At 55.1% G+C, this 25,265-nt stretch carries 16 protein-coding genes; 11 read left to right on the top strand and 5 right to left on the bottom strand.

The window, feature by feature from the left end; genetic code table 11:
* Window positions 1-798: 798 nt before the first annotated feature.
* The 6 genes from MF6396_RS19685 (at window position 799) to qatC (ending at window position 11,322) form a co-directional block, all read left to right on the top strand.
* Window positions 799-3,636 (top strand): class I SAM-dependent DNA methyltransferase, encoded by a 2,838-nt coding sequence (locus MF6396_RS19685; RefSeq protein WP_058540568.1) that lies wholly within the window; start codon window positions 799-801, stop codon window positions 3,634-3,636.
* A 237-nt stretch (window positions 3,637-3,873) separates the two neighbouring features.
* Window positions 3,874-5,889: a DEAD/DEAH box helicase gene (locus MF6396_RS19680; RefSeq protein ID WP_238596457.1), complete on the top strand. Its 2,016-nt coding sequence runs from the start codon at window positions 3,874-3,876 to the stop codon at window positions 5,887-5,889.
* Window positions 5,882-7,072: a GIY-YIG nuclease family protein gene (locus MF6396_RS19675; RefSeq protein WP_058540566.1), complete on the top strand. Its 1,191-nt coding sequence runs from the start codon at window positions 5,882-5,884 to the stop codon at window positions 7,070-7,072. Before MF6396_RS19680 ends, MF6396_RS19675 begins: the two co-directional genes overlap by 8 nt.
* 395 nt (window positions 7,073-7,467) lie before the next feature.
* Window positions 7,468-9,372 carry a KAP family P-loop NTPase fold protein gene (locus tag MF6396_RS19670; RefSeq protein WP_238596456.1) on the top strand — a complete coding sequence of 635 codons (1,905 nt, stop codon included), beginning with the start codon at window positions 7,468-7,470 and terminating at the stop codon, window positions 9,370-9,372.
* A gap of 127 nt (window positions 9,373-9,499) precedes the next feature.
* Entirely contained in the window at window positions 9,500-10,015 is a 516-nt protein-coding gene (locus MF6396_RS19665; protein WP_058540564.1) for a hypothetical protein, read from the top strand.
* Complete coding sequence (qatC, locus tag MF6396_RS19660) at window positions 10,012-11,322, top strand: Qat anti-phage system QueC-like protein QatC (RefSeq protein WP_235593663.1); 1,311 nt, start codon at window positions 10,012-10,014, stop codon at window positions 11,320-11,322. Before MF6396_RS19665 ends, qatC begins: the two co-directional genes overlap by 4 nt.
* 35 nt (window positions 11,323-11,357) lie before the next feature.
* Here qatC and MF6396_RS29060 read toward each other — a convergent pair whose 3' ends face one another.
* From MF6396_RS29060 to MF6396_RS19640, 4 genes are read right to left on the bottom strand one after another with little or no spacing between them, the layout of a single operon-like run.
* Window positions 11,358-11,618, bottom strand: a complete 261-nt coding sequence (locus MF6396_RS29060; protein WP_078481347.1) for a hypothetical protein — start codon at window positions 11,616-11,618, stop codon at window positions 11,358-11,360.
* A complete protein-coding gene (locus MF6396_RS19650) occupies window positions 11,615-12,595 on the bottom strand; it encodes an integrase domain-containing protein (RefSeq protein ID WP_078481345.1) in 981 nt (326 codons plus the stop codon). Before MF6396_RS19650 ends, MF6396_RS29060 begins: the two co-directional genes overlap by 4 nt.
* Window positions 12,573-12,932, bottom strand: a complete 360-nt coding sequence (locus MF6396_RS19645) for a hypothetical protein (RefSeq protein WP_078481344.1) — start codon at window positions 12,930-12,932, stop codon at window positions 12,573-12,575. Before MF6396_RS19645 ends, MF6396_RS19650 begins: the two co-directional genes overlap by 23 nt.
* Window positions 12,916-14,313, bottom strand: a complete 1,398-nt coding sequence (locus MF6396_RS19640; RefSeq protein ID WP_078481342.1) for a YfjI family protein — start codon at window positions 14,311-14,313, stop codon at window positions 12,916-12,918. Before MF6396_RS19640 ends, MF6396_RS19645 begins: the two co-directional genes overlap by 17 nt.
* A gap of 1,233 nt (window positions 14,314-15,546) precedes the next feature.
* Between MF6396_RS19640 and MF6396_RS28490 the strand changes: the two genes are divergently transcribed.
* The 5 genes from MF6396_RS28490 (at window position 15,547) to MF6396_RS19620 (ending at window position 23,915) form a co-directional block, all read left to right on the top strand.
* Entirely contained in the window at window positions 15,547-15,753 is a 207-nt protein-coding gene (locus MF6396_RS28490; RefSeq protein WP_153002451.1) for a hypothetical protein, read from the top strand.
* Between the two features lie 156 nt (window positions 15,754-15,909).
* Window positions 15,910-18,258 (top strand): anti-phage ZorAB system protein ZorA, encoded by a 2,349-nt coding sequence (gene zorA, locus MF6396_RS19635; protein WP_058540610.1) that lies wholly within the window; start codon window positions 15,910-15,912, stop codon window positions 18,256-18,258.
* Window positions 18,258-19,001 (top strand): OmpA/MotB family protein, encoded by a 744-nt coding sequence (locus MF6396_RS19630; RefSeq protein WP_058540561.1) that lies wholly within the window; start codon window positions 18,258-18,260, stop codon window positions 18,999-19,001. Before zorA ends, MF6396_RS19630 begins: the two co-directional genes overlap by 1 nt.
* Window positions 18,998-20,878, top strand: a complete 1,881-nt coding sequence (locus MF6396_RS19625) for an EH signature domain-containing protein (protein ID WP_058540560.1) — start codon at window positions 18,998-19,000, stop codon at window positions 20,876-20,878. The genes MF6396_RS19630 and MF6396_RS19625 overlap by 4 nt, the downstream gene beginning before the upstream one ends.
* Before the next feature lie 7 nt (window positions 20,879-20,885).
* Entirely contained in the window at window positions 20,886-23,915 is a 3,030-nt protein-coding gene (locus MF6396_RS19620) for a DEAD/DEAH box helicase (protein WP_058540609.1), read from the top strand.
* Between the two features lie 31 nt (window positions 23,916-23,946).
* Here MF6396_RS19620 and MF6396_RS19615 read toward each other — a convergent pair whose 3' ends face one another.
* Window positions 23,947-25,257, bottom strand: a complete 1,311-nt coding sequence (locus MF6396_RS19615) for an McrC family protein (protein ID WP_058540559.1) — start codon at window positions 25,255-25,257, stop codon at window positions 23,947-23,949.
* Between the last annotated feature and the right edge of the window lie 8 nt (window positions 25,258-25,265).

Raw genomic sequence — 25,265 nt, 5'->3', positions numbered from 1 at the left:
GGTCAGGCCGGACGCGTAACTGGGAACCGATCGGCACCGTGTTGTTGAACCCGGATCGAGAGCAACAGAACGAGAAAATGGCGGCATAGTTAGACGGTTGACGCGACAACTACCTTGAAAAATGCCGATTGGGGTTTACTAAACTATGAATGGATGAGGGGGGTCAGAGAAGAAGTCCGAGAATGTCTTTTCTGAGTTTGGTGGGCCGGGGGGATTTGAATTGATTCAGCAATATGTTGGTTTTCCTAACTAAAATTATTTTTAGTTTTTTATGGGAATGCCAATTGGAATACCGGTCTCCGCTATACTGCATATGTGCACTCGATCAGATCAGCAATCTTCGTAATCACGATTGACAGTGAAGTGCACAGAGCGGACGACCGCCACTGGCCGGAAACGGCCAAAAACGAAAGCTCTAACGAGGTCACTTAATGCCTCAGCGCGCCTGCTGTTCATTCAACAATCTAACAGATTAGGTTTGACCGCCGCCGTGGAAACGACCACATCCCCATTTTTCTGACCGGCCACGAGGGTTGCAGGAAAATACGGGGCTGCTGGGACTGTTATGCCTGACAGAACCTCTTTGCTTTATCATCTCCATCATCGTGTTCCCGATCACTGGCATACGGCGCTCGGCTGACGTAGATAGCAACCTCCGGAAAGCCGTGGCGGCGCACAATCGCCTGTGCTGAAAGCTTGGCGTCAAAATGGCATGCGCCGGTCGGAATACACCATCAGAATTTTTTTGCGGCTAAAATCGCAGCCTTCACACATCAGCGGCCTGGACAGTGGCAAACCATGAATGCAGTAGAAATTGAGTCCGCCATCTCGGACCTGGCCCTTCAACCCTTTGATGCGGCGGAGTTTCCGTTCACGTTCCTGGCCGCATTCGGCAACAAGGAAACCGCGCTCAAGCGCCTGCGTGTGGGTAACAACAACACGTCAGACCTACCCGGTGGTGTACTGCTGCGCAGCAATATTCATATCGCCGCATGTGAGCCTGGTACAGTGGGCGACACGCTCAAGAGGCTGCGCGCTAGCCCAGCCACTACCAAAGCCAAAGCCAAGTTTATCCTCGCCACCGACGGTCAAACCCTGGAAGCCGAAGAGCTGATCACGGGGGAAACGATCGCCTGCGACTACCCTGACTTTCCCAACCACTTCGGTTTTTTGCTTCCGCTGGCCGGCATCTCCACCATCAAGGAGATCAAGGACAACCCCATCGACGTGCGAGCCACCAGCCGCCTGAACAAGTTGTACGTCGAGCTGCTGAACGAAAACCCGGACTGGGCAAAAGCTGAGCGCCGCGCTGACATGAACCACTTTATGGCGCGGCTGGTGTTCTGCTTTTTTGCTGAAGACACCGATATTTTCAGTGGCGATGGCCTGTTTACGAAAACAGTTGAGCGATTCAGCGAGCGAGATGGTTCCAACACCGACCAGGTGCTCTCAGAAACCTTCCGAGCCATGAACATTAAGCTGGCCGACCGGGCTAGCGTTCAGCCTCGCCTACCTAGCTGGGCCAACGCCTTTCCTTATGTGAATGGCGGTTTGTTCTCTGGCAGCACCGAAGTGCCTAACTTTACGCGCATGGCGCGTACTTACCTGCTGCACGCCGGCAACCTGAACTGGCAGAAAATTAACCCGGATATCTTCGGCAGCATGATCCAGGCCGTGGCCGATGATGAGGAGCGCGGCGCACTGGGCATGCATTACACCAGCGTGCCCAACATTCTCAAGGTGCTGAACCCGCTGTTCCTAGATGATCTACGTGCGCAACTGGACGCGGCCGGTGACAACAGGGCCAAGCTACTCAACCTACGCAAGCGCATGGCACATATTCGCGTATTCGACCCAGCGTGCGGATCCGGCAATTTTCTTGTTATCGCCTACAAGCAGATGCGCGAGATCGAAGCGGAGATCAACCATCGCCGGGAAGAGGCCCACAATAAATCGGAAATACCGCTCACCAATTTTCGAGGCATCGAACTGCGTGACTTTCCGGCAGAAATTGCCCGCCTGGCATTGATCATCGCCGAGTTTCAATGCGACGTACTGTATCGCGGCCAGCAGGATGCTTTGGCTGAATTTTTGCCGTTAGATGCGCAAAACTGGATTGTTTGCGGCAATGCGTTGCGGCTGGATTGGTTGAGCATCTGCCCGCCGACGGGCACGGGCGTCAAAGTTGTTGCCGATGACTTATTTGGCACGCCGCTGAATCAGGCAGAGATCGACTTCAAGAATGAAGGTGGTGAAACATACATTTGCGGCAATCCACCGTACGTTGGCTCTAACGTCAAGCCGCCGAAGGGCGCCAGTAACGAGCAAAAGGAGCGTTTGAAGAAAGAAGCTGAAAGCCGTAAGGCGGACTTGAAGTTTGTCTTTGAAAAACGCACGAACACGTTTGGGACGCTGGATTATGTAGCTGGTTGGTTTATGAAGGCCGTTGAGTACGGTAAACAGACGGAAACTGCGACGGCACTCGTGACAACTAACTCGATCTGCCAAGGTCAGCAGGTCTCAGTTTTGTGGCCATTGATCTTGGCGGAAGGGTACGAGATAGAGTTCGCTCACACTTCGTTCAAATGGAAGAATTTGGCTTCAAATAATGCGGGTGTGACAGTAGTTATTGTGGGGCTGTCAAATCGAGCCAGTAAAATCCGGAGGCTGTTTGTTGCGGAGAAGGAAGGAGCGCTCACCGTAAAAAATGTTGAGAATATTAATCCTTACCTGATTCCGGCAAAGAACGTCATTGTTGCGCCTAGTTCAACTCCAATAAGTGGGCTGGCAGAAATGAGTTTCGGCAGTATGCCGAATGATGGCGGCCATCTATTGATGAGTTTTGATGATGGGGCGTCAGCAATTAAACACCATGCAGTGCAGCCGGAATTTATTCGTCCGGCTTTAGGCACGAAGGAGTTTATTAATGGTATTGAGCGTCGTTGTATCTGGGTGAGCCCAGCCGATTATGATGATGCTTCTGCCAATACCTGGCTCCGTACCCGTTTTGAGAGCGTGCAAGAAAAGCGTCAGTCAAGTGATCGAGCGGCGACGAAAAAGCTTGGCGATGCACCCTACAGATTCGGCGAGGTCCGGCAGACCGGCAATGAAGTTGTAATGATTGTAGCTAAAACATCTTCTGAACAGCGTGATTATCTACCCGTGTCCCTATATCCACGGGGAGCCATCGTAACAGAGGCATTTGCATTTTATGATGCCCCACGCTGGTGTATGGGGATAATTGCTAGCCGCTTGCATTTGGTCTGGGTTGCTACCATCTGCGGGAAGATGAAGACTGACTACCGTTACTCCAATACCCTCGGTTGGAACACCTTTCCAGTTCCATTGCTTACCGAACAGAACAAGGCCGATCTGACTGCTTGTGCTGAAGAAATTCTGCTGGCCCGCGAAGCCCACTTTCCCGCTACCATTGCCGACTTGTATGAGCCAGACAGCATGCCGGATGATCTACGCAGAGCCCATGCGCGCAATGATGAAGTGCTGGAGCGTATCTATATCGGCCGCCGTTTTAGAAACGACACTGAGCGGCTAGAAAAGCTATTTGACCTCTACACCAAGATGACAGCAGATGCAGCGAAGGCCGCACCGAAAAAGACGCGAGGGAAAATGGCATGAGTGACTTCTTTTTTGGCCTGACAACCCTAACCGAGGGCTATAAGGGTGGTTGGCCGATCTCAAAAGCTGCATCCACAGCGTTGAATAAATTGAACGTGAAACAGCAGGCGACGGCACCCTCATGGAGGATGAATCACAGTGACTAACACTACCAACCCGACCAATAGTTACAGGGTGCCGTCGGTATCCATCGCTACAGCGCACACTGGAGCATCCAATAAGGCTAATGAATTGGGCATGCGTACTATGCAGGAGCGTGCCTATGCCAAGCGCGGCGAACAGTACTTACTGATCAAATCGCCTCCAGCTTCAGGTAAGTCTCGCGCACTGATGTTTGTCGCGCTGGATAAGCTGCATAATCAGGGTTTGCAACAGGTGATTGTCGTCGTGCCAGAGCGCTCCATCGGCGGTAGTTTTGCCGATGAGCCGCTTAGCAAGTTTGGTTTTTACTGGGATTGGCAAGTAACTCCGCAGTGGAACTTATGCAATGCACCTGGCATTGACGAGCCTCGAGTGGACAAGTCCAAGGTCGAGGCCGTACGTGCTTTTCTAAAGAGCGCCGAAAAAATATTGGTCTGCACCCACGCCACCTTCCGTTTTGCCGTGGAAGAGTTGGAAGTGGGCGCTTTCGACAACCGCCTGATCGCCATCGACGAGTTTCACCACGTTTCCGCTAACCCGGACAACAAACTGGGTGGCCAACTAAGTGCGTTTATCAGTCGCGATAAAGTACATTTGGTCGCCATGACGGGCTCTTATTTTCGCGGCGACAGCGAGGCCGTACTGGCCCCGGCAGAAGAGGCTAGGTTTGAGACGGTTACTTATACCTACTACGAACAGCTCAATGGCTACCGCTGGCTCAAGTCGCTGGACATCGGGTATTTTTTCTATACCGGCAAGTATGTGGATGCCGTCGCCAAGGTTCTGGACCCAAATCTGAAAACCATCGTACATATTCCTCATCCTGCTGCCCGTGAAAGCCTCAAAGACAAGGAGCGCGAGGTCAACGAAATCATGAGTGCGCTGGGCGATTGGCAGGGCGTAGACCCAGTTACCAGTTTCCACCTCATCAAAGCTAAAGATGGTCGCGTACTGAAAGTGGCCGACCTGGTGGATGACAGCGACGCATCCAGGCGCTCCAAAGTGCTCAGTGCACTAAAGGACCCGGTGCAGAAGGATAACCGCGACAATGTAGATGTGATCATTGCACTGGGCATGGCGAAGGAAGGCTTCGATTGGATCTGGTGCGAGCATGCGCTGACCATCGGCTATCGTTCCAGCCTGACCGAAATTGTGCAGATCATTGGCCGTGCCACGCGGGATGCCGAGGGCAAGGGACGCTCGCGCTTCACCAACCTTATCGCCGAGCCTACGGCCGACCAAGTGGCTGTAGCCGAAGCAGTGAACGATATGCTCAAAGCCATTTCCGCGAGTCTTTTGATGGAACAGGTCCTCGCCCCCCGCTATGAGTTCACCCCGAAAAATACCGGGCCGAAAGAAGGCTTCATTTACAACGGTGGCGAGGGCTATCAAGAAGGCGGCACCAATCTGGGCGTAAATGAAGCCACAGGCCAATACCATGTTGAAATCAATGGTCTGACCCCGCCGCAAAGCACAGAGGCCACGCGCATCTGCAAGGAGGACTTGAACGAAGTGGTAACCAGCTTCCTGCAGGACAAAACCGTGCTGGAGCGTGGCCTATTCGACAAGGAAAACACCCTACCCGAAGAGCTGACTCAACTACGGATGGGGAAGATCGTGCGCGAGCGTTATCCCGACTTGAGCGACGTCGACCAGGAAGCAATCCGTCAGCATGCCATCGCTGCCATGAACATTACCCAGCAGGCCAAGTTGATGTTGGCTCAGGCCGATGCCGACGAGAGTGACACTTCACAAGGCAGCACAGCACTACTGGAGGGTGTGCGCAAATTCGTTAATGTGCGTGAGCTAGACATTGATCTGATCGATCGCATCAACCCCTTTGAGGCCGCCTACGCGGTGCTGGCCAAGGCGATGGATGAAAAATCCCTGCGCCAAGTGCAGGCCAGCATTGCAGCCAAGAAGGTGAGTCTTCCAGAGAGCGAAGCAAGAGATCTTGCAATGCGCGCTCTGCAGTTCAAAAACGAACGTGGGCGGCTCCCAGACATCAATTCCGGCGATGCCTGGGAGAAACGAATGGCTGAAGGCGTGGTTGCGTTTGCACGTTACCGCGCCCAAGCTAAAGCGGCGCAGGGAGAATCCGCCAATGGCTGAAATGAGCGATGACGATCTGCTGAATGCGTTAGGGGTAGAAGTTCCCTCGCTTAAGACATCCATTCGAACCCCTCGCGAAGAACGTATTATCGCTGGCTTCGAGGAAATTCAGCTCTTCTATCAGGCCCATGACCGAGCCCCACTGCATGGCGAAGATCGTGACATTTTCGAACGCTTGTACGCCGTCCGCCTGGATCAGCTGCGAAAGTTGCCGGAAGCACAAACCCTACTGGCAGGCTTGGATAGTCAGGGCCTACTGTCGGGCGCCGCGGCAGCCACGGTAAATGTGGATGACCTGGATGAGGACGCCTTGCTCGCCGAGCTGGGCATCGGTACTGAGTCCGTCGAGCAGGACGACATCACAGTGCTGCGGCATGTGCGTTCCAGTGCGGCAATAAAGGCGGCAGAAGAAATTGCCGCACGGAACCCATGTACAGACTTCGAGAGATTTAAGCCACTGTTTGATGAAGTGGAAGCAGGCCTCAAGCAAAAGCTATGGGTAACCAAGCCTTTTGGCAAAAACGCCAGCATCGAGGCAGGGGACTTCTTCATTCTAAGCGGGCTAATTGCCTATGTCGCCGAGGTGGGAGACACCTACAAGACACCGAATGCTGAGACCAATGGGCGTTTGCGCGTTATCTACTCCAATGAGACTGAAAGTGATCTGCTATTAAGATCTTTGCAGCGTGCGCTCTACAAAGATAGTGACGGGCGTGCAGGGTCTCGCATCATCAAGGTAGATTCCGGCCCATTATTCGGCGACATATCCGAGCCGGACGACATCGAGACTGGCACCATTTATGTGTTACGCAGCCTATCCAACCATCCGTACGTCGCCGAGCACCGTGACCTGATCCATAAGATCGGTGTAACCGGAGGCCGAGTGGAAACCCGCATCGCGGCGGCGGCGAAAGATGCCACCTACTTACTGGCTGATGTGGAAGTGGTCGCGACTTACAAACTTCACAACCTCAACCGCACTCGGTTGGAAAACATCTTCCATCGCCTGTTCAGCGCAGCGCAGCTGGATTTGACCATCGAAGACCGTTTCGGCCATCCAGTCAAACCTATGGAGTGGTTCCTGGTGCCGCTACATGTGATCGATGAAGCGGTTGAGCGCATTCGGGATGGGTCGGTTACCGATGTGGTCTACGATCCCCACTCTGCTCGCCTGGTCAGCTAAAGATACTGATGAGGTATAGCGATCTCGAGATCGATGTCGCGCGCTTGCACGTGATTTCGATCTCGACTAATCCCGAAAGCCCTCCGAGTGTCCGCTAAATTGTTCTGGGACGTGCGAGTGACGCTACTGCCGATGTCAGTAATGTATGCACGAAATCTACGGAGCCCGGCTTTCGCGCCGCCGCTCTTCTGATTTACGTTTTCTCGTTCCTTGGCTTTTGCCCACGACCAGGCGGCCCGACGGATTTATAGGAGCGGTGTAATTCACCAGATGCCGAAATAGTGGCATTTGATCGCTTTTTATCGAATGATGGCGGCTATGAAGGCGATGCTGCGTGCCTGTGGCAGTAAGTCCAGCTTGCAAGCAAGGGATGGTCCGTAAGCAAGGAGGCTCAGATGTGGGCTGATGTCGATACAAAAAGCGATTTTCTGAATTACTCAGAAGTGGCGGATCTGGTTGTGGACGTCATCCGTGATCCGTCCATGCGCCCGGTTACCGTAGGCGTGTTCGGTTCCTGGGGTACAGGGAAGTCCACGCTTCTCAATCTGATCGAGCATGGACTAAACCCTCCTCAGGGAGCATCTGAATTCATCGTTGTTCGTTTTGACGCCTGGTTGTACCAGGGCTTCGATGACTCCCGTGCCGCGCTGATGGAGGTCATCGCCTCCAGCCTTATCGACGCTGCCGAAAAAACCAGTTTTCTACCTGGGGCGAAGAAGCTTTATGCACGGGCCAACAAAATGCGGATGCTTGGTCTCATGGTCGAAGGCGGAGCGCTTGCTCTGGGTATGCCTGCTTTCGGTTTTGGTGCAAAAGGGGTGGAGGCTTTGGGGAAGCTTTTTTCCGGCGAAGCGGATCAGGACTCGTTAGGAACTCTCAAAGATGAAGGTGGTAAGGCGAAGGACAGCTTTACCGGGCTGCTTAGCCCAGAAAAGCAGCAAACTCCCCCAAAACAGATCGAGGCGTTCCGGAAGGAGTTTTCAGAGGTCCTCATCGGTCTCGAAAAAACGTTGGTTGTTTTTGTGGACAACTTAGATCGCTGCTTGCCCAAGCAGACGATCCATACCTTGGAGGCTCTGCGTCTATTCCTCTTCATGAATCATACGGCTTTTGTCGTGGCGGCAGATGAGGAGATGGTTCGCCATTCGGTCAGTGAACATTTCAAAGATCCTGGTGATCGTCATATCACTGATTACTTAGACAAACTTATTCAAGTACCTGTTCGTGTGCCCAGGTTGGGCGTTCAGGAAGTTCGGGCGTACCTCTTCATGCTGTTTGCCTCGGCCGGTAACAAGGTCCCTGGCGAGCGCCTCGAGGCTTTGAGAGTCGGACTTGAAGATAACTTGCGCAAGGCATGGAGAGACGAGCCGATCAGTACAGAGAGGGCCTTGGAGCTGCTGGGCTCTAATGTGCCAGTGGAAGTTGCCGAAGCTTTGCCGATTGCTGATCGAATTGCGCCAATGCTCGCAAGCTCCAGCTCTGTGTTGGGTAATCCCAGGATCGTGAAGCGTATGCTCAACGTCGTTCGAATGAGGGTACGGGTAGCGGCATTGCGTGAAATGCCTGTAGACGAGGCCCTAATCGCCAAGGTAGCTCTTTTTGAACGTTGCATGGAGGAGAAAGCGGTTGCCCATCTTTACTCGATGATCAATGGTGCTGCCGGTGGTAAACCTGAAGTACTAGCCGAACTAGAAGACCTGCTGGAAGACCCCGAGAAGTTTGCGGGGGCTTGTCCAGATTTATGGACCAAAGTAGATCTTGTGCGAGATTGGATCAGGCTTGAACCGCAACTTTCGACAGTAGACCTTCGTCCGGTCGTTTATCTGAGCAGGGAAACCACTCCCTTACGGGTGTTGCGCGCAGGTCTTTCTGCTGATGCAGCCGAAGCGCTTGCTGTGCTCAAACGCACGTCTAACACCTCGTCACCTTCTGCCAAAGCTGTTCTACAGACGATCTCCGGCGGTGAGCAGGCGGCCGTCATGACCCAGCTGATTGAATCGATGCGTGCGCATTCTGAGTGGACAAGCAAGCCTGTTGGTTTCGACGGCGCGCAGTTGCTTGCCGAAAATCGCCAGAAGCCGGTGCACTGCTGTCGGACTTCATTCACACCGTTATGCCGGACAAAATTCGGCCTTGGCTCAGCAGTAAGCTTAAGGGCGCGAACTGGTACAAGGAGCGGGAGAAGAAATAATGGGAACCTCTACGTCAAGCAAAGGGCCTGGGGGCACTTCTCCATTTGTGCCTGGGTGGGTGGACATCGACGGGCAGCAGGTACCCGAGGCTCCTCCGCAGCGATTTAAAGACTTCCGCACAAATTTGGGAAGATTCGTCTCTACAGGAGATGGCGATTATCTTCGCTCAGCGATAAGCAGTTATGCGGGCGGTGCAACCGGTGGCAGTGCCATTGGACCTGCCAGGTTTGGCTCCATGGCCGGAGCTGGTGGAGCCTTGTTTGGTGCGATGGCCACACTGAGGGAAGGGCAATCTCCGCCGGGGCTGGATCTCGCTGCGTTGAACGGCCAGGACACGGACATTGCTATTGACATGCTCGTGCAGGTGCTTGCCACCGAAGACGGCGATTCTGATCGCGTTCGGGTAGCGATGAACGAGGCGCTATCTGAATGCCTGGAGGGTTACCAAGAGTTCGATTTCGCGAACATCACTGACGAGATGCTTGTACAGATGATGCTGGTGTACGTCACCAGATGTGTGTTTGGGCAAGTAGTGCTCGACTCGAACGATGCGTTCGCAAAAGCTGAGTCACCTCGCCAAGTCGAGCAGGCCGAAAAGGAACTGTACTCCCTCGTTGAATCGGTGACCGACAAGCACATGCGTCCCTTGTTGGGCGGCAGTCTGAAAGCGCTTTCCAGCACTCAAATTGAAAAGATTCAGATGGCCGCCATCCGTGAAGTCTGGAGTGAGTGGGAGGCGTACCAAGAGTGACAGACCTCATTTTCCATCACGAAGCTGATCAGCTTTACTCGCAAACGGCTAATGGAATTCCGGTACTGATGTACGGCAGTCGCCCACCGGCGCGGGGCACTTGCTCTATCGGGGGGCCGGTTCGTGCCGCAGTGAGGCGTTTGGGTGCTCCGGTCAGTAGAACCGGGTTCGATTTGTTGACGATAGCCATGGCTGTAACAGCCGCAGATACTTTTGTGGATAAAGCAGAAGCTGATGATGGTTGGGCCCGGGACCTTCATTTATTCATCCCCATCGCTGATCCGCAACTTTGGCAGCCCGCAGTACCGCTTTTACAGAAGGCTCTGCATTTCTTAAGCGGCGATCTTTGGGAAATTATTTTATTGCCTGATGGACCCAGGCAGCTCACATCTCAGAACCGTGGTCGCATCACCGTTATGGCTGGTCACGATTGTGTCAGTTTGTTCTCGGGGGGGATGGATAGCGGAATTGGAGCATTGAATTTATTAGCAGATGGCAGACGCCCATTGCTGATAAGTCATGCGTATCGAGGTGACTCGGAAAAGCAAATCATGGTACGGGGTCATCTACCGGTGGAGGTCTCAAGATTCGCTGCGGTGGCAAATCCAGTGTCCTTAACTGGGAGAAAAACCGATGTGCAGATGCGTACTCGAAGTTTCAATTTCCTCGCCTACGGAGCACTGGTTGGAGCCACACTAGCGCAGCTACGAGTCACTGGCACTCCAGTAGATCTTTTTGTTCCCGAGAACGGGCTCATTGCGCTGAACCCTCCAATGACTGCTCGCAGAATTGGCGCCTTAAGTACCAGAACGACGCATCCATATTTTCTGGATTTATTCCAACAAATCCTGGATACGGTCGGCCTACCTGTACGAGTCAAGAATCCATACGCGCTTCAAACGAAGGGAGAGATGCTCTCAGGGTGCTTAGATCAAGAAAACTTACGGATATTGGCATCAGAAACAGTATCGTGTGGTAAGTGGAAGCGGACACACCAGCAGTGTGGTAAGTGCGTCCCATGTATCATTCGACGCGCCTCGTTCCATGCTGCCGGAATGACGGATGGCACCGCGTACCATGCCAAAGGAGCTGATCTGACCTCAGTAGTTCGGGACGTGAATGCCAGAGATGACCTGATGGCCATGATTCTGGCAGCCCGCAGATTGCCCGCAGAGGATGTCGCGAAATGGGTGCGTCAGTCCGGTCCGCTTCCTCTTCACCGCCAGTCGCGTGATCATTTAATAGGTGTAGCCAGCAGAGGCATGGGCGAGGTTAGAAACTATCTATATTCTCTCGGTCTGCTTTGAAGGAGCTGCCATCTCTCGGTGTCAGATCAAAAATCTCAGCCGTTTCCTAATCGTTTCCACACCAATCGGGCGGTCAGCCGATAGTAATATCGGGTAGCTTCGCTGTGGTCTTTTAGGTAACGGGTGAGAAACCATCGCACGTGCTTCATCTGCCAGGTCCAAGGACTATTTCGCTGCCATCGTTGTTGAATGGCCGCCTGCATGATTCGGGCTTGCCGTAGGTGCCGTTGCTGTGTTGCCTTCGAGCCTGTTAGGACACCGCTCAGGAACAGCGTCATATCGAAGGCCTTACTCATGCTCTGCCCCCAATGTACTCTGAAACTACATCAATCCGGTTATGCCCGAGCTCAAAGCTGATCAGTTGGCGCGCCTGTTGATCAAGGCCGCGGTCAATTCGATAGCAGTGACCGCCATTGACTGGTGCGGCGTGGCCAGTGAGTTGCTCATAACGCTCGCAGGCGTAAGCCGCACGCAGTTCATGGAAACCCTTCAGCCCGTGCCGATGAAGTGTTTCGCGGGCGGGGAGAACTGTCAGTTGCAAGAATGTGGCGTAGCTTTCGTCGCAGGCCAGCAAATTGCGGCTATGGCGCGGCGACGCATCACGGGCTAATTGGAGCGCCGCGTTAACTTGTTCAGTGGCGATGATCCAGCGTGGCGCGTATGCCCCTGAGCGGCCGCCTTTGGTACCGTCCTGAATATTGATGCGGCCTAGGTGCACTGCTTCGCGTTGCAGGCGTGGCAGATCCGCCAGGATCGCTTCACGTAGACGCATACCCGTTGCTCGGGCCAGCATGACAATGGCCGCTACTCGCTCGCGTCGCTGCTCAGTAAGCGTGTGAAGCACTCGCTGTACTTGTTGATGGTCTTGGCCATCTGGTGCTTGAGTGCGTACGGTGGAACGCTGCTGTCCTAGCGCCTGGCTCGGGCTGACGATTCTCACATCCTGATCACCGCGTAGTGCAGCGAGAGTTCGGTTGACGCTGCTCAGGCGATTTTGCGCGGTTGCGATGCAAAGAGTGCCTTGATGGATCTGCTGGCGAAGATAAGCGGCGTAGTCATTTAGCGTCTGCCGATCGATCTGACGCGCATCATTGTAGCTAGGCCCGTATTCTGACCGGCACCAGCGTACGAAGGCTTGCCAGCGATCGCCATGCGCTTTGGCCGTGGCGAAGTGGCCGCCGGCAAACAGATCTTCCAGAGCCTGCCGACCGGCGTAGCTCAGTTGTCGGCCATAACCAAAGTTGCGCCCGTCACGCCGACCGACCAGTGCCATTGTCTTCACCTTGATCGTTGGTTTCTAGGTGCAGCAGCAGGGCTTTCCAGTGGGCGCTGACGCTGTCCAACTGCCCCCAGTGTGCTGGGCGGATGTGAAGGGCGTTTTCGCTGTGTTGCAGCGAAGCCCCTTCTTCTTGCAACTGCTCGATGAGCCGAGCGAGGTCGGTTGACTCAGAGGTTGGAGCGGCGACAGCGGCGACACTGGCGACAACCCCCGCCGCATCTGGATTGGTACGTGGCGACAAAGTGGTGGCAGTGGCGGCGACACACCGTAACTCGGTCGGCGAGCGATGTTGCGCTCGATAGCGGCGCACGGCGTCATTGAGTCGGAACATGGCGCACCTCGAATGTGTCCCCGTCATTGTCCAGCCAGTTATGGGCAACCAGTTGCAGCAATAACTCGAAGGTGTGCCGCGTGCTTTTACGGGCAAAGCGAGGGCCGTTCCGCGTTAGATCGCGGAGGCGAAACGGTGGCCAGTTCTTCTTTATCAACCAGCGCAGCAGGCAATCAGCCTCTGCGCGAAGCTTATTCAGTGGTTCCTGTTCAGTCAGGCGTTGGTTCTCTGCCAGGTAGTAATCCATCAGCGTGGAGGCGCGCTGAATGTGCATGTTTTCCAATACAGTCGATTCCTCAACCACCGCTATCACACCAGCCATGCGTAGTACGTTCGCGGCGGCTTTGCCCGCGGCAGCTTGCACGTTGACCAACTCGCCGAACTCCCCTGACTCGCATTCAATGGTGTCGTGAATGGCAATCCAGGCCTCACGGGCGCGGGGGCTCAACTCCAGGGCCGCAGGGTTGAGGCCGCCGTCTTTATGGCGTGACCAAGGCTTCTGCATCAGCGCGGCAATGCGCTGCTGGTACAGGTGCACCTTTGGATCTCGGGTCAGGTCGATGGCTTTGTACAGCCGTTGTCCAACCAGACGCTCGGGCCAACTGATCAGGCAACGTCCCAGGATGCCTTGGTCTTTGATATCAGCGTCCTGCAGCAAGCGTTCTGCCAGGCGGGGTTGCAGCATCAAGTGCATGCTGAGGCGGCGGTCATAGGCACGCAGACTTTCCCCAGCCATCGCGCGTGACCGATCAATCGGGCTACCGTCCCATAACGTCGACAAGTGAGTGATCGCCTTGATCATGTTGTCCTTGCTCATGGTGCTGCCGCCCAAAAACTGCCCGCCTTCATCGCTGAACAGCCCCATGCTCGGCAAACCATGGCAGAGGCTTTTGACCAGGCCTTCAATGGTCGGCTCAGCACTGAGGAGTCTCGGTTGGACGGGTTCAGGTTGGGCGTCCAGCGCTAGCTGTGCTGACTTCTTCGAGGTCGGTGACTTCGCGGTGAGGCTCATTGCAGCTCGGTGCGCCTTGAGCTGTTCGCCATAGGCGATCCACTGCTGTCTTTCCCAGTCGCGTACGGCCTGCAGTGCAATATGGTCCACCGCGCTTTTGCGATCACCCGAGCAAGCCACCGTCAGCAAGTACAGCGACAACGGATAGATTCGGCCGTCGAGGTGAACATTGGCGTGCGCCTGGCTCGCTAAAGCTGCCGTGGCCAGAATGGATTGCGCGGCCATGGCGCAGGGCACGCCGATCACATCGGCCATGCGTTCCACGGCAGGCCCCAATAGATCGCCCAGCGCCGCGACCGGGTAGGGTAGGGGCGTAACCTGCTGTTCCAACAAGGGGCGTGGTGGCCCTTGTACTTCGCGCAGTTGCATAGCCGTCCTCCATAAATTACCGATCTCTCCCTCACGTCATCCCGCCAAGAATGCTGAGTGTTATCAGGGATCAAGGCCCCTGCGACCTGTGAGGGTGTCCACTGACGCGGGACTGGCGGCTCCTTACGACCAGGAGCAAGGGCATCTCATGATCTGGCCTCCTGAGCACCGTTACCGGTGGGCGGGTGGAGGCTGCATTGGCTGACGAGACCAGTGCCGCGAGATCCTGAGCCATGTGCAAGCAGCAATGCGATGACTGGGGCATGCCTGACTGTCAGTCAGGTGCAGTCCATTCCTCGGTCTGCGGCACCATCATCTACAGCGCTGTTGCTGGTGACATCGGCGTTTGTCACGCCGATTGTCACGAGGCGAATTGCCGCAGAGCCATGTGCGATGAGGGCTGCAGCAGTGGTAGGAGCGCCCGTCTCTTTTCTGGAAAAAGAGACGGGCGAACGGTTGGCGCAAAACGTTGGCCGAGCAGGTTCGTTGCTGCAGGGCTAAAGGGTTAGCGGGCAGCCGCACTGGGCGGATTGTTTAGAGGGCGTCCATCATTCTGGCGAATGACCGTGCGAGCCTCCGGGCGCGAATCGCACTTTGGGATGAGCCACCGGGTTAGCGGCATGACCTTGAAGGCTCTGGTCATCTGGGGTGCTGCCTAAGGCAGCGCTTTGAGTCTTCGTTCTATCGGTCACCGCGGCACGGGTCAATTGGTGAAGGGCACATGGAAATGCGCCAGATTCCTTCTCTGGTGTGCTTTGGAAGTCGGTGGCTGTCAGTGGCAAGGTGGCCGTTTGTCGCTTTTCTAGGGTTAGCCCGTGGGCATGTGGATGTGGATGTGAAGCCTCCCCATGCCCACGGGCTTAGCCGTAAAAGCCAGAATCGAGGCGAATTGGCGACTGTCGCCATCAGCTCAGACGACCAAGATGTAGGCGCTACGTGGTCTGTCGGCGTTGTCGCCGCCCAAACTGATTGGGATGCAATGCTTGTCGGCTACTTAAGCCGCGGTGGTGGTTGAGGAGTGGTGATCCGCGAACGATCTAAAAATTTGCGGAGACAGTCTTTTGTCCGAATAGTTCCATTTCAGCGCTCCCCGACCTTTACGCACGAAAATCAGGTGGTTATTGTGATCGCAGTCACACACAGCGACCTACGAAGTTGTGTACGGAGGGGCACAAAGCCGCTTCTCTGAGCGTTTATTTGAGCTGGCGCGGCCGCGCCTCTTAGGGATTCAGCATGGACAAGAAGTCGCTCTCATTACGAGACATCTGCCGAAAACTTATCTCACCAGCCATCTCCTGTCAGCGATGGGGCATGGGCAAGCAGGTGTGTGAGAAATTCGGCCTGATAAAAGGCAGCATCGTTGCGCGCCGCGACTCGCGCCTGAGCCTCATGGGGGCGATGACATTGAGCATTCATCACTCTTTTCCTCCCGCGCAATAACACATTACTTGTCAGCCAAGGCTGATCAACTAACGCCAATCCGCGGCTAACCCAACGCCTCGCTCAGCCAGGCATTGCCAGCAACATAAACCACTGGCCAATGTGCTCGTTGAGAAGGCTGCCTATTCACTGCTAACGCTGATCCTTCGGACCGATATCATGGAATTCTTGAATCACCTGCTGCCCAACTTTTCTTTGCTGAAGAGCGGCAGTACCGAGGCGTTGGGTGTCGTGTTCTGGTTGATCATGGCGGCACTTTTCTCCTACTCGCTCTACTCCTTGTTTCGCAGCGGGCTGAGCTTCAATGCGCGCATGCAGGCGCTGAACACTCTGATCGTTGGGCAGAGTCGTGAAAACCTGGCCTTGAATCGGCGAGAGACCTTGCAGAAAGCGACTGGCCTCAAGGTCAAGCGCATCGGCGCGCTGTGGCATGAGTTTGACGACAGCTTAGTGAGTTCAAGTGACCACAAGCAGTTGTTCAACACCCTTGATGCTGAGCATTTCTTCAATGCGCGCACCTTGGCTCCGGGCCTGAGCGGAAGTCGGTTTTTCGGTTCGCTGCCTGGCTTATTGGTTGGGTTGGGCGTTCTGGCCACCTTCGTGGGCCTTACAATCGGCCTCTCCAAACTGAAGCTAGACAGCAGCGGGGGAGTGGATCAGCTGCGGGTGGGCATCTCCGTAATGATCCAGGGCGCGGCGGTTGCCTTCATGGCATCGGTATGGGGTGTTGGATTCAGCCTTGTGTTGAACTTGATCGAGAAGGTCACTGAACGCTGGGCATTGGGCCGAATACATGACCTGCAGCACCAGATCGACGCGCTATATCCACTTATTCCTGCCGAGCAGTCCCTGGTCCATATCGCCGATTACAGCCGTGAGAGTAAGGAAGCCCTCCAAGAGTTGCACGAACGTATCGGCGATCGCTTGCAGGAAAGCCTTGCAGGTATGAATGAGGCGATGCAAGCGGCACTCACCGATGCGCTAAACAACATCATGGCCCCTGCCATTCAGACGCTCGTCAGCACCACCAGTCAGCAATCTACTCAGGTCCTTGAGCAACTGGTAAGCAACTTCACGCAAGGGCTGACATCGGCAGGGCGTGAGCAAGGTAATCTGATGCAGCAGGCTGCTGCGGATGTGAATACCGCCGTAAGTGGTATGTCGAACCAGCTGAACCAGCTTTTCCAGAGTTTGAGCGATCAGCAGGGGCGCCAACTGGAAGTCGCCCGCCAGCAAAGTGGAGAGTTCCAGGCCCAGTTGCAACAGCTTTCCACTTCGGCAGACCAGCGCCAGCATCAATTGGAGGCGCGCTTCAGCGAGCTTATGAGTGGGTTGACGGGGCAACTGGATGGACAACTTGCGTCTGCTGAAAGACGGGATGTGGAGCGCCAATCACTGTTCGAGCGAACGCTGGCCAAGGCAGGTGAGAGCCAGTCTGCGCTGCTTGAGAAGTTCGCCGGCGCCAGTCGTGAACAGCTGCAAGCCATGGCTGAGGCTGGCAATGAGCGACACAGTAACCTGGAAGCCGTGTTCTCCCGATTGATGATGACGTTGAATACTCAGCTGGATTCGCAGATGGGCGCCGCAGAATCACGTGAGAAAGAGCGCGCTCAGCGTCACGAGCAGCAACAGGCCGCCTCGCTGGCGCAACAGCAGCAATTGATTGGTAGCCTGGGGCAAACCAGTCAGCAGCAAATCAACGCTATCGCTGAGGCTGCCTCTGCTCAGCAGCAGGCACTAGAAGTCACCGTCGGCAAAATGCTGAGTAACTTCAGTGAGCAGATGGCGGGTCATGACCAGCAAGCGGAAAACCGCGAGCAATCGCGCCAAAAGCTTTTCAACGAGCAGATGCAAAGCATGGCGGCTCAACAGCAGGCGCTGCTTGAGGGTATAGCCACGGCCGTTCAGGCGACTCAGCAACAGAGCCGGCAGATGAGCGAACAACATCTGCAACTGATGGGCCGCCTGCAGCAGGCCAGTGAGGCCGCAGCTGCCAGCAGCCGGCATATGGACAGCAGTGCCAATCAACTGGGTCTGCTTTCGACCAATGTTCGTCAGGCGGCTGACTTGCTCGGCCAGCGTTTGGAGAGCGTGACGCAGCGTATCGAGTCCGCAGGCGAGCAGAACGCTCAGCTGGCTGGCCATCTACAAGGCCAGGCCGCCGCTTTGTCGCAACTTCAGAGTGCCCTGTTGGAAAGTGCGCAGCGTTTTGAGCAGACTGCCGCTGAGGCGCGCAATGGATTTGGCGAGTTGAGGGGGCACCAGCAGGAATTTCTTACTGGCGTGCGGGGCGAGTTCACTGCTTTAGGTGAGGCTCTGCGTGAGCAGGTCCAGGGCATCGAGCAGCAGGCCGAACAATGGCTACGAACATACTCCAGTGAGGTGCGTGACCAGGTTCATGAGCGCATGGATCAATGGAACAAAGAGACCATGAGCTTCGCCAGTCAGATGCATGCAGCGGTACAGGCGATCAGCAACGTGGTCGATGAGCTGGAGGCCCGTTGATGCGCTGGCGTAAATCCCATGACGTGCCGATGGAGGATGAGGATCCGTACTGGAAGTCCTTCGTGGATATCATGTCGGCGCTTCTGGTGCTTTTTATCCTCGCCTCGGTTGTTCTTATTTTGCAGTTGATGGAGAAGAGCGCTGACTTCGATCAGCAGGTCGAACAACTGAAGAAGGCCGAAACGGTACGGCAGCAGATTCTCGATGAGGCAGTCGAAAAACTGAGGGAGCGGGGCATCAAGGTAGAGGTCAGTGAAAACCATACGGTGCTGCGCATTCCCAATGAACTGCTTGGTTTCGATACCGGCGCTTACGAGATCCAGCCGCGTTATCAGCAGACGGCACTGGAAATCGGTGAGGTCATCAATCAAGTGATCAGCAAGGACGACCGAATCAACTACCTTGACACCATTTTTATCGAAGGTCATACGGACAATCGTCCGTTTCCTGGCTTCATGGGTAAAGGTAACTGGGGGCTTTCGACATTCCGCGCAATTTCGCTCTGGCAATTCTGGAGCAATGAGATACCAGAGGCTGATCGCCTGAACCGGCTGAGCAACCAGGATGGCGAACCTCTGTTCTCAGTCAGTGGCTATGCGGAGACTCGACCTGTGAGCAAACAGCAGGATGGAGAAGATGACTATCGGCTGAACCGTCGCATTGACATCCGATTCACTATCCGCCGGCCGCAAAGTGCTGATTATGAGGCGGTCAAGACCTTGCTTGGAAACTCTAGCCAATGAATCTGCCGCCGATTGACAACCGCCCGGGTGAATGGCCGCCTACGGTCATTGAGGGTTGGGTGCGGCTGGTGGAAAAGGCCAATCGGATGAAGGCCAAAGTGGGAGGAAGCGACGCTTTTGAACGAATGCTGGCTCGATTTCGCGACATGGCTAGCAGCGGGCGCTTCGACGGCCTTAAAGAATTGCTTGGGCGTCGGTTGGGTGCGAGGGCGCTGACTTGGCTCTGGTTGCATGACGAGGTTGTGGGTTTCCGACTGTTCAACGCGCGAATGCTTGATGCATTGATCGAGCACCAGCAGCCTCGCCTTAGCCGGCTGACTCTGATCCAACTGCTGCAGTTGTACTTCCGCTATTTCGATCGCTTGGACGAGCGGGACAAACAAGCGGAAAGCAGCCTGCGCGGTCGATTGGAGCTTCACCTGCTGGACCAGCTTCAGCGAATGCCGGCGCCACGCCAGGTATTCGGCGTAGATCCGCTCGTCAACCTGAATCGGGAAGGTGAGTGGCTGCTGACGCTCGATGGCCCGACGGCGCTGGTGAAGTCAGTACGTAGTAAGGGGGGCGAGCTGGGAGAAGCGTTTGAAGCCCTTGGTCTAAGTGGCTTTGATGTTGGGCGTTATGGCGATATTTGTCGCGCACACTACTATCTTGATGTGTTAAGCCAGTTGCCTCCGGGGGAATGGGATGATGTGCTCGACGAGCTACTCAAACCCTCGGTGAGCAAGGCTCCTTACGAGGGCGAGAAGCGAATCGGTCATGCCGCGCTAGAGATAATGATCGACCGAGCGGGGGACGATCCTGGTGACGCTTGGCAGAACTTCTTCCTCACTCTGGCCGGCGACCCGCGAATTGCCAGTTCAGCACCGAACTTCCGGGAGTGGTGGAAGCCACTAGGCGATGAGCGTATTGCCAAGGTCTGTGGCTGGCTGTCCAAGGAGGACTTGCGTTTATTCCTGCAGGCAGTCGAGCAGTACGGGGTGGAGTCGGGAAAAGAAGATCTCAAGCGAATGTTCCCGGCGCGAAAATTGTTTTTGGAAGGTCTGTTCAGGCTCGGATTGATCCGACACACGAGGTTGATGCTCGGTCGTAGTGCCAAAGCCTCGGTTAAGCGCATTCTCGGAGGAGACGTAAAGACCAGCTTTGCCAGCATGGACTCCGTGATGAATGACAAGGCTGTGATCTATCTGGACTGCGGCGACTTTCATCTGGTCGAGGGCTCTCACAGCTTCAAGATCTGGGTGTATCTCGCCCAACCTGGGGATTGGATCAAGTCATACGAACGCAATCAGTTTTCGCACTCCGATTTGACCATTTCGTTGCCAGGGCAGTACAGGGCCGCCTACCCGAATCTTCCCTACGAGTCGGTAACCCACAACGGCTCCTGGCAACGCAAGGTATTCGACTTCTTGGCGGCTAACGGTATTGCACTGGATATCGAGAAGCTGCTGAGTCGAGCTGAGTACAAGTCGTATTTGATTAGGTACGGTATGCCGGTAGTGGGACTTAAGACCGCGCGAACTGAGCCTCTTCCCCAGCACGGCGTGCGTTCTGATTCGGCCCCTGCCGCCGAGCCAGCAACGCGTGCGGCGCTATTGGCGCGACGTTTAGTGGCGTCCCGCGTTGTGTCAGAGGTCGCTGATGCAGACGCTGCCATAGGGCAGCTCGGAGTCTTTGAGCTGCAGGTGCTCTGGTATTTCAAGGAAAACCCTGGGGACAAAGTTCGATACGCGGCGAATGTGCTGGGGGTTGATGCACGTGAAATTAATCGAGTGCTCTATGGGCCCTTGAAGAGCTTTTGCGAGCAAGGCAGTGGCTTCAGTTGGTCGCTGAAGGAAGAAATTTCTTCTGTACTGGATCGCCAGGCCACAGAGAAGTGAGATGATTATGGGACTAGCTGACATCTTCAAAAGCCTGCTGGGAGAGGGGCGAGCAACTCTGAGTACTCAGCAGGGATTCGTTCATGCAGCGGACTCGGATGGTGTGAACTTCTATCTGGATAAGACAGCGCATGGCGCATTGCTGGAGGGAAAAGGTAACTCCCTGCAGAAGGTCCAGATGATCGTTCTGCGCATGCTGCAGGAGCAGGGTTTAGCTGAGCCGCTCGCCAATGGATTCCATGTCGCTGCCGAAGACGTTGCAGGCATGGACGAGGAGCAGGCAGAAATTCTCCGGCTGCCTCGACGTTTCAACATGAACTTCACCAGCAAAATCAGTGGTAGGACGGGGAATAGCGGTTTCCATGTCGATCTGGCAGTTTTATCCGGTGCCACCGAGGCACCTTTCACACGTAAGGGACCGCTGCTTTTTCTCACCTCAACAGAGTCCTATCGCCTAACCCCGGCTGAGCTGATGGGCTTGATGGCTTGGGAACGTCACCAGAATCTGCTTCCCCAGCAGCGTGGGGAGGCAGCCAATCTGCGTATGATGGCTGAGCTGCAGACTGCGGCTCGGAGCGGCATGCGTGTCGACCTCAGCCATTTCGACAGGCTTGATGTGGTGGTGCCAGAGAACATCGGTGTGATTGCCACCCGCTTGCCCGATGGAAGCCTGATGCTCAGCCCTAGCTTGGGAGATGGTTCTACACCGGACCAATTGGAGAAGCGCTGGTCGCAATTGGACATCGGGGCCGATGGCGGCGTTTTGCGAATCGACAATCGCGTGGTGCTTCTTGATCCGCAGAAAATGGCAGCGATCAGGGAGGTGCTGGGCAGCAAGCGAATTCCAGCTGAAAAAGTGGCCGAGTTCATCGCTACTCCTAGTGCGTTTCTGGATGCCGCCCTAGTCAATCTCGATGTTGGGTTTTCAGTACGTGTCGCCGGCATTGGCAAGCTCCAGCATATGGAGTTTGGTGACCTAGACAATCGGAAGAATGACTGGTTTGCGCTTGATTCACGGCCGGCGCCCGCAGAAATTATTCCGACCCTGGTGCAGTCCGAGGAGGACTTGGCGCGTTTCCACGAAGCTTACAAGGCTGCAAAGGAACAGGGCGCGGACAGCATGAGTTTCGGGGGAGAGGTCATTGATATCTCCGACCCTGTGCGTATTGATGCGCAGCTCGACAAAGTCGTGAGTGGTCTGGGAGACCTAAAACCTGACGTAACTGCTGGTGTGGAGCCTTCGGAGGGGCCAAAGGAGCGAGTCAGTGTGCTGTTGCGCGATGCCGACAAGATCAACAGTGCTTTGCTGAGCAAGGCAAGTGAAGCCAAGCCAGAGTATGAGCCAGATTGGGGCGCTTATGCGCGCCAACCGTTCCCGCATCAGCGCGAGGGTATCGAATGGATGCTGGGGCTGTTGGAGTCGGCAGTTCGAGATGATCATGGTGATCTCTACCGACTTCAGGGTGGGTTATTGGCCGACGACATGGGCCTTGGCAAAACCTACATGTCATTGGTTGCGGTAGGTGAATACCTTGTCCGCCAGAAAGTTGCGGGGCGTGCACAGAAGCCCGTTCTGGTCGTGGCTCCCTTGAGTCTCCTTGAGAACTGGGAGGATGAGGTCAGTCAAACCTTCAAGGGCATTCCATTCCGGGACATCGTGATGCTGCAGGCGGGAAGAGATTTAAGTCGCTTCAGGGTCAAGGGCTCCGAGCGGGAATCGGCACAGTTGGCCTCTCTCATTGATGAAGATGGAGCAATGGCCGACGATGCCATTCGTTACGCTCTTACTATCGGCCCGGAGTCTGGAGTACATCGTCTGGACATGGATCGCCGTTTGGTACTGACCACCTACCAGACACTAAGGGACTATCAGTTTTCATTGTGCAGGATTGACTGGGGATTGGTGATCTTTGACGAGGCGCAGAACATCAAGAACCCCAATGCAGCGCAGACGCGAGCGGCAAAAGGACTGAAGGCGGATTTCAAACTGCTGGCCACTGGTACACCAGTCGAGAACAGTCTGGGGGATTTCTGGTGCCTAATGGATACCGCACAGCCGGGCATCCTTGGAGGATGGAGCCAGTTCCGCGATAGCTGGATCAAACCCATCCTTTCCGCAGCAGATGATGAAAAGGATGAGGTAAGGCGGAAGATTGGCGCGGGGCTACGCGAAGCTGTTGGCAGGTTCATGCTCCGTCGCATCAAGGAAGATCAGCTTAAGGGGCTTCCCAGCAAGACCATCCATAGCGGTGTGGAGCAGCCGAAGGGCGGCCAACTGCTACACGCGGCTCATCTTTCCGTTTGTATGAAGGGTGCTCAACTGCAGGCATACGATGCAGTACTCAATGATTTTCGTGCCCGACGTGCGACCGAGGACATGCGAGGTACTGCACTGGCGGCGTTGGCACAGTTGCGAGAGATCTCTCTGCACCCTCGCCTTCGCGAAGAAGCAAAACTGATGGCAAACAGTGCCAGCGAGGCACGTGCGAGCATGGCGCAGTCGGGCAAGTTGACAGTGCTTTTGGAGTTACTTGATCGTATCCGAGAGAATGAAGAAAAGGTCATTTTGTTCATGGTCACCAAGCGGCTCCAGAGAATCCTGAAGCTCTGGCTTGATCAGATCTATGGACTGGATGTAGCAATCATCAACGGTGATACGGCGGCAGTTGCAAAGAAATCTGACGAGCTGACTCGCAAGAAATTGATCGGTGTCTTCGAATCCAAGCCTGGATTCAACGTGATGATCATGTCACCAGTAGCTGCTGGGGTTGGATTGACAGTGGTAGGTGCCAACCACGTTGTACACTTGGAGCGTCACTGGAACCCTGCAAAGGAAGCTCAGGCATCTGACCGGGTTTATCGAATTGGTCAAAAGAAAGACGTGCACATTCATCTTCCTGCTGTACGACACCCACAATATGACTCGTTCGATGTTCATCTGGATCGCCTCCTTCGAGGCAAATTGATGCTAAAGGATGCGGTCGTGACGCCTGAAGCGGTTAGCGAGAGTGAGATGATTCAATCCATGGGACTTTGAATCTGCTATCAAGTGGCCGATCGCTGATCGCTCAAGTGTTTGATGTGAAAAACAGGTCGAGACTACCGCAAGTCGGTAAGAGCATCTGCTTGGTGTGCAGGCAAAAAGGCAATACCCACAAGCGTAGGCCTGGTGACTTGGGGAAATCAAATACAGCTAGGGGCTGGCTGAAGGCTTCTGTTTTGGGATAGATCAGGACCACATCGCCGTTTCCGTCGAGGTAGCTCTGGCCGTAAGCTTGCAGCTGGTAGAAGTCATCTTGATCTAGCCCGTACTTTTCCTTGCCGTTGGCTTTCTTGGCATCAACCAACTTCCACTTGGTATCGAGTACTAAGCGGTTGGTCTTGAGCGACTGTACCAGCATATCAGGCTTGAGCTGAAACCAGTCCTGCTCCTTATGGCGGACGAGTCTGAGGCTGCGAGTCTGTAGGCGAAGGCTGAGGGTTGAGCAAAGTTGTCGGCTAAGGTGCTTAGCTACAAAGGCCTCAAAAACTACTTCCATTGGGAAAAGCAGTGATGGTGCCTGGTGCGATCCCGTCCCGGTGAGTGGTGTCTCGTCCTGAAGAATCAACCGCGCCCAGGCCAATGCCGTATCGTAATGTGCCATGCCGCGATCTGGTCGAGACTGCGCAAGATCCGTGCCGATATCTTCAGATGCCGGAATGCCGGTGAACACGAAGCATAATTCCCGTGCCAGTTGCTGGTTTTGCTGAGAGGCAGTCCACTTCAATGCACGCCTGAGTGCAGCGTGTAGTAGGCGATTTTCGGGCCGGTTGAAAGAATACTCATCGTACGCAGTATAAAAACGGTCGCGACGGCACAGATTGTTGCGCAGGTGCTGGACCATGTGCAGCTTTCCTCGCAGGGCAAACAGGTTACCCTGCTCCGCTACGTAATCGCTGCGGAGTCCTCGCTTGACGGTGTGATCCACCGCCCGTAAGAATTCACCAATGAACACCTCTAGTAGAGGCATGTGGCGGGCGAGCAATTGGGCGCTGCTGGTTTGTATGTGGCGGAAACAGCCAAGACAGCGCAGCATCTCGATTAATAGATGCCGTGCCTCTTCTTCGCCATTCGTCTTGCCTAGCTTGGGCAGCACTTCAATCTGGAAGCCGTTAGGACAGCGAATGACGCCAACAAAGCTTTTCACTTGAATGGCCTTGCGGCCGTGCCGATGAGTAAGGCGTAGCCAGGTCCGCTCACCTGCCTCGGTGCTGCGTAATGCCTGTGTCTCCAGCCAGGTAAAAACTTCGGCAGAAACCTTGCGCTGCCCGACCATATCGGTCGAGCAGGGCGAGGAAGCCGTCAGAGTGTCAAACTCGAAAATCGATATGCCCACCATTTCCGTAC

This window comes from Pseudomonas sp. MF6396, from assembly GCF_002018915.1.
In the GTDB taxonomy this organism is placed as follows: Bacteria; Pseudomonadota; Gammaproteobacteria; order Pseudomonadales; family Pseudomonadaceae; genus Aquipseudomonas; species Aquipseudomonas palmensis.
Note: the sequence above shows the minus strand (reverse complement) of the source record. Positions and strands in the feature narration are given on the sequence as shown.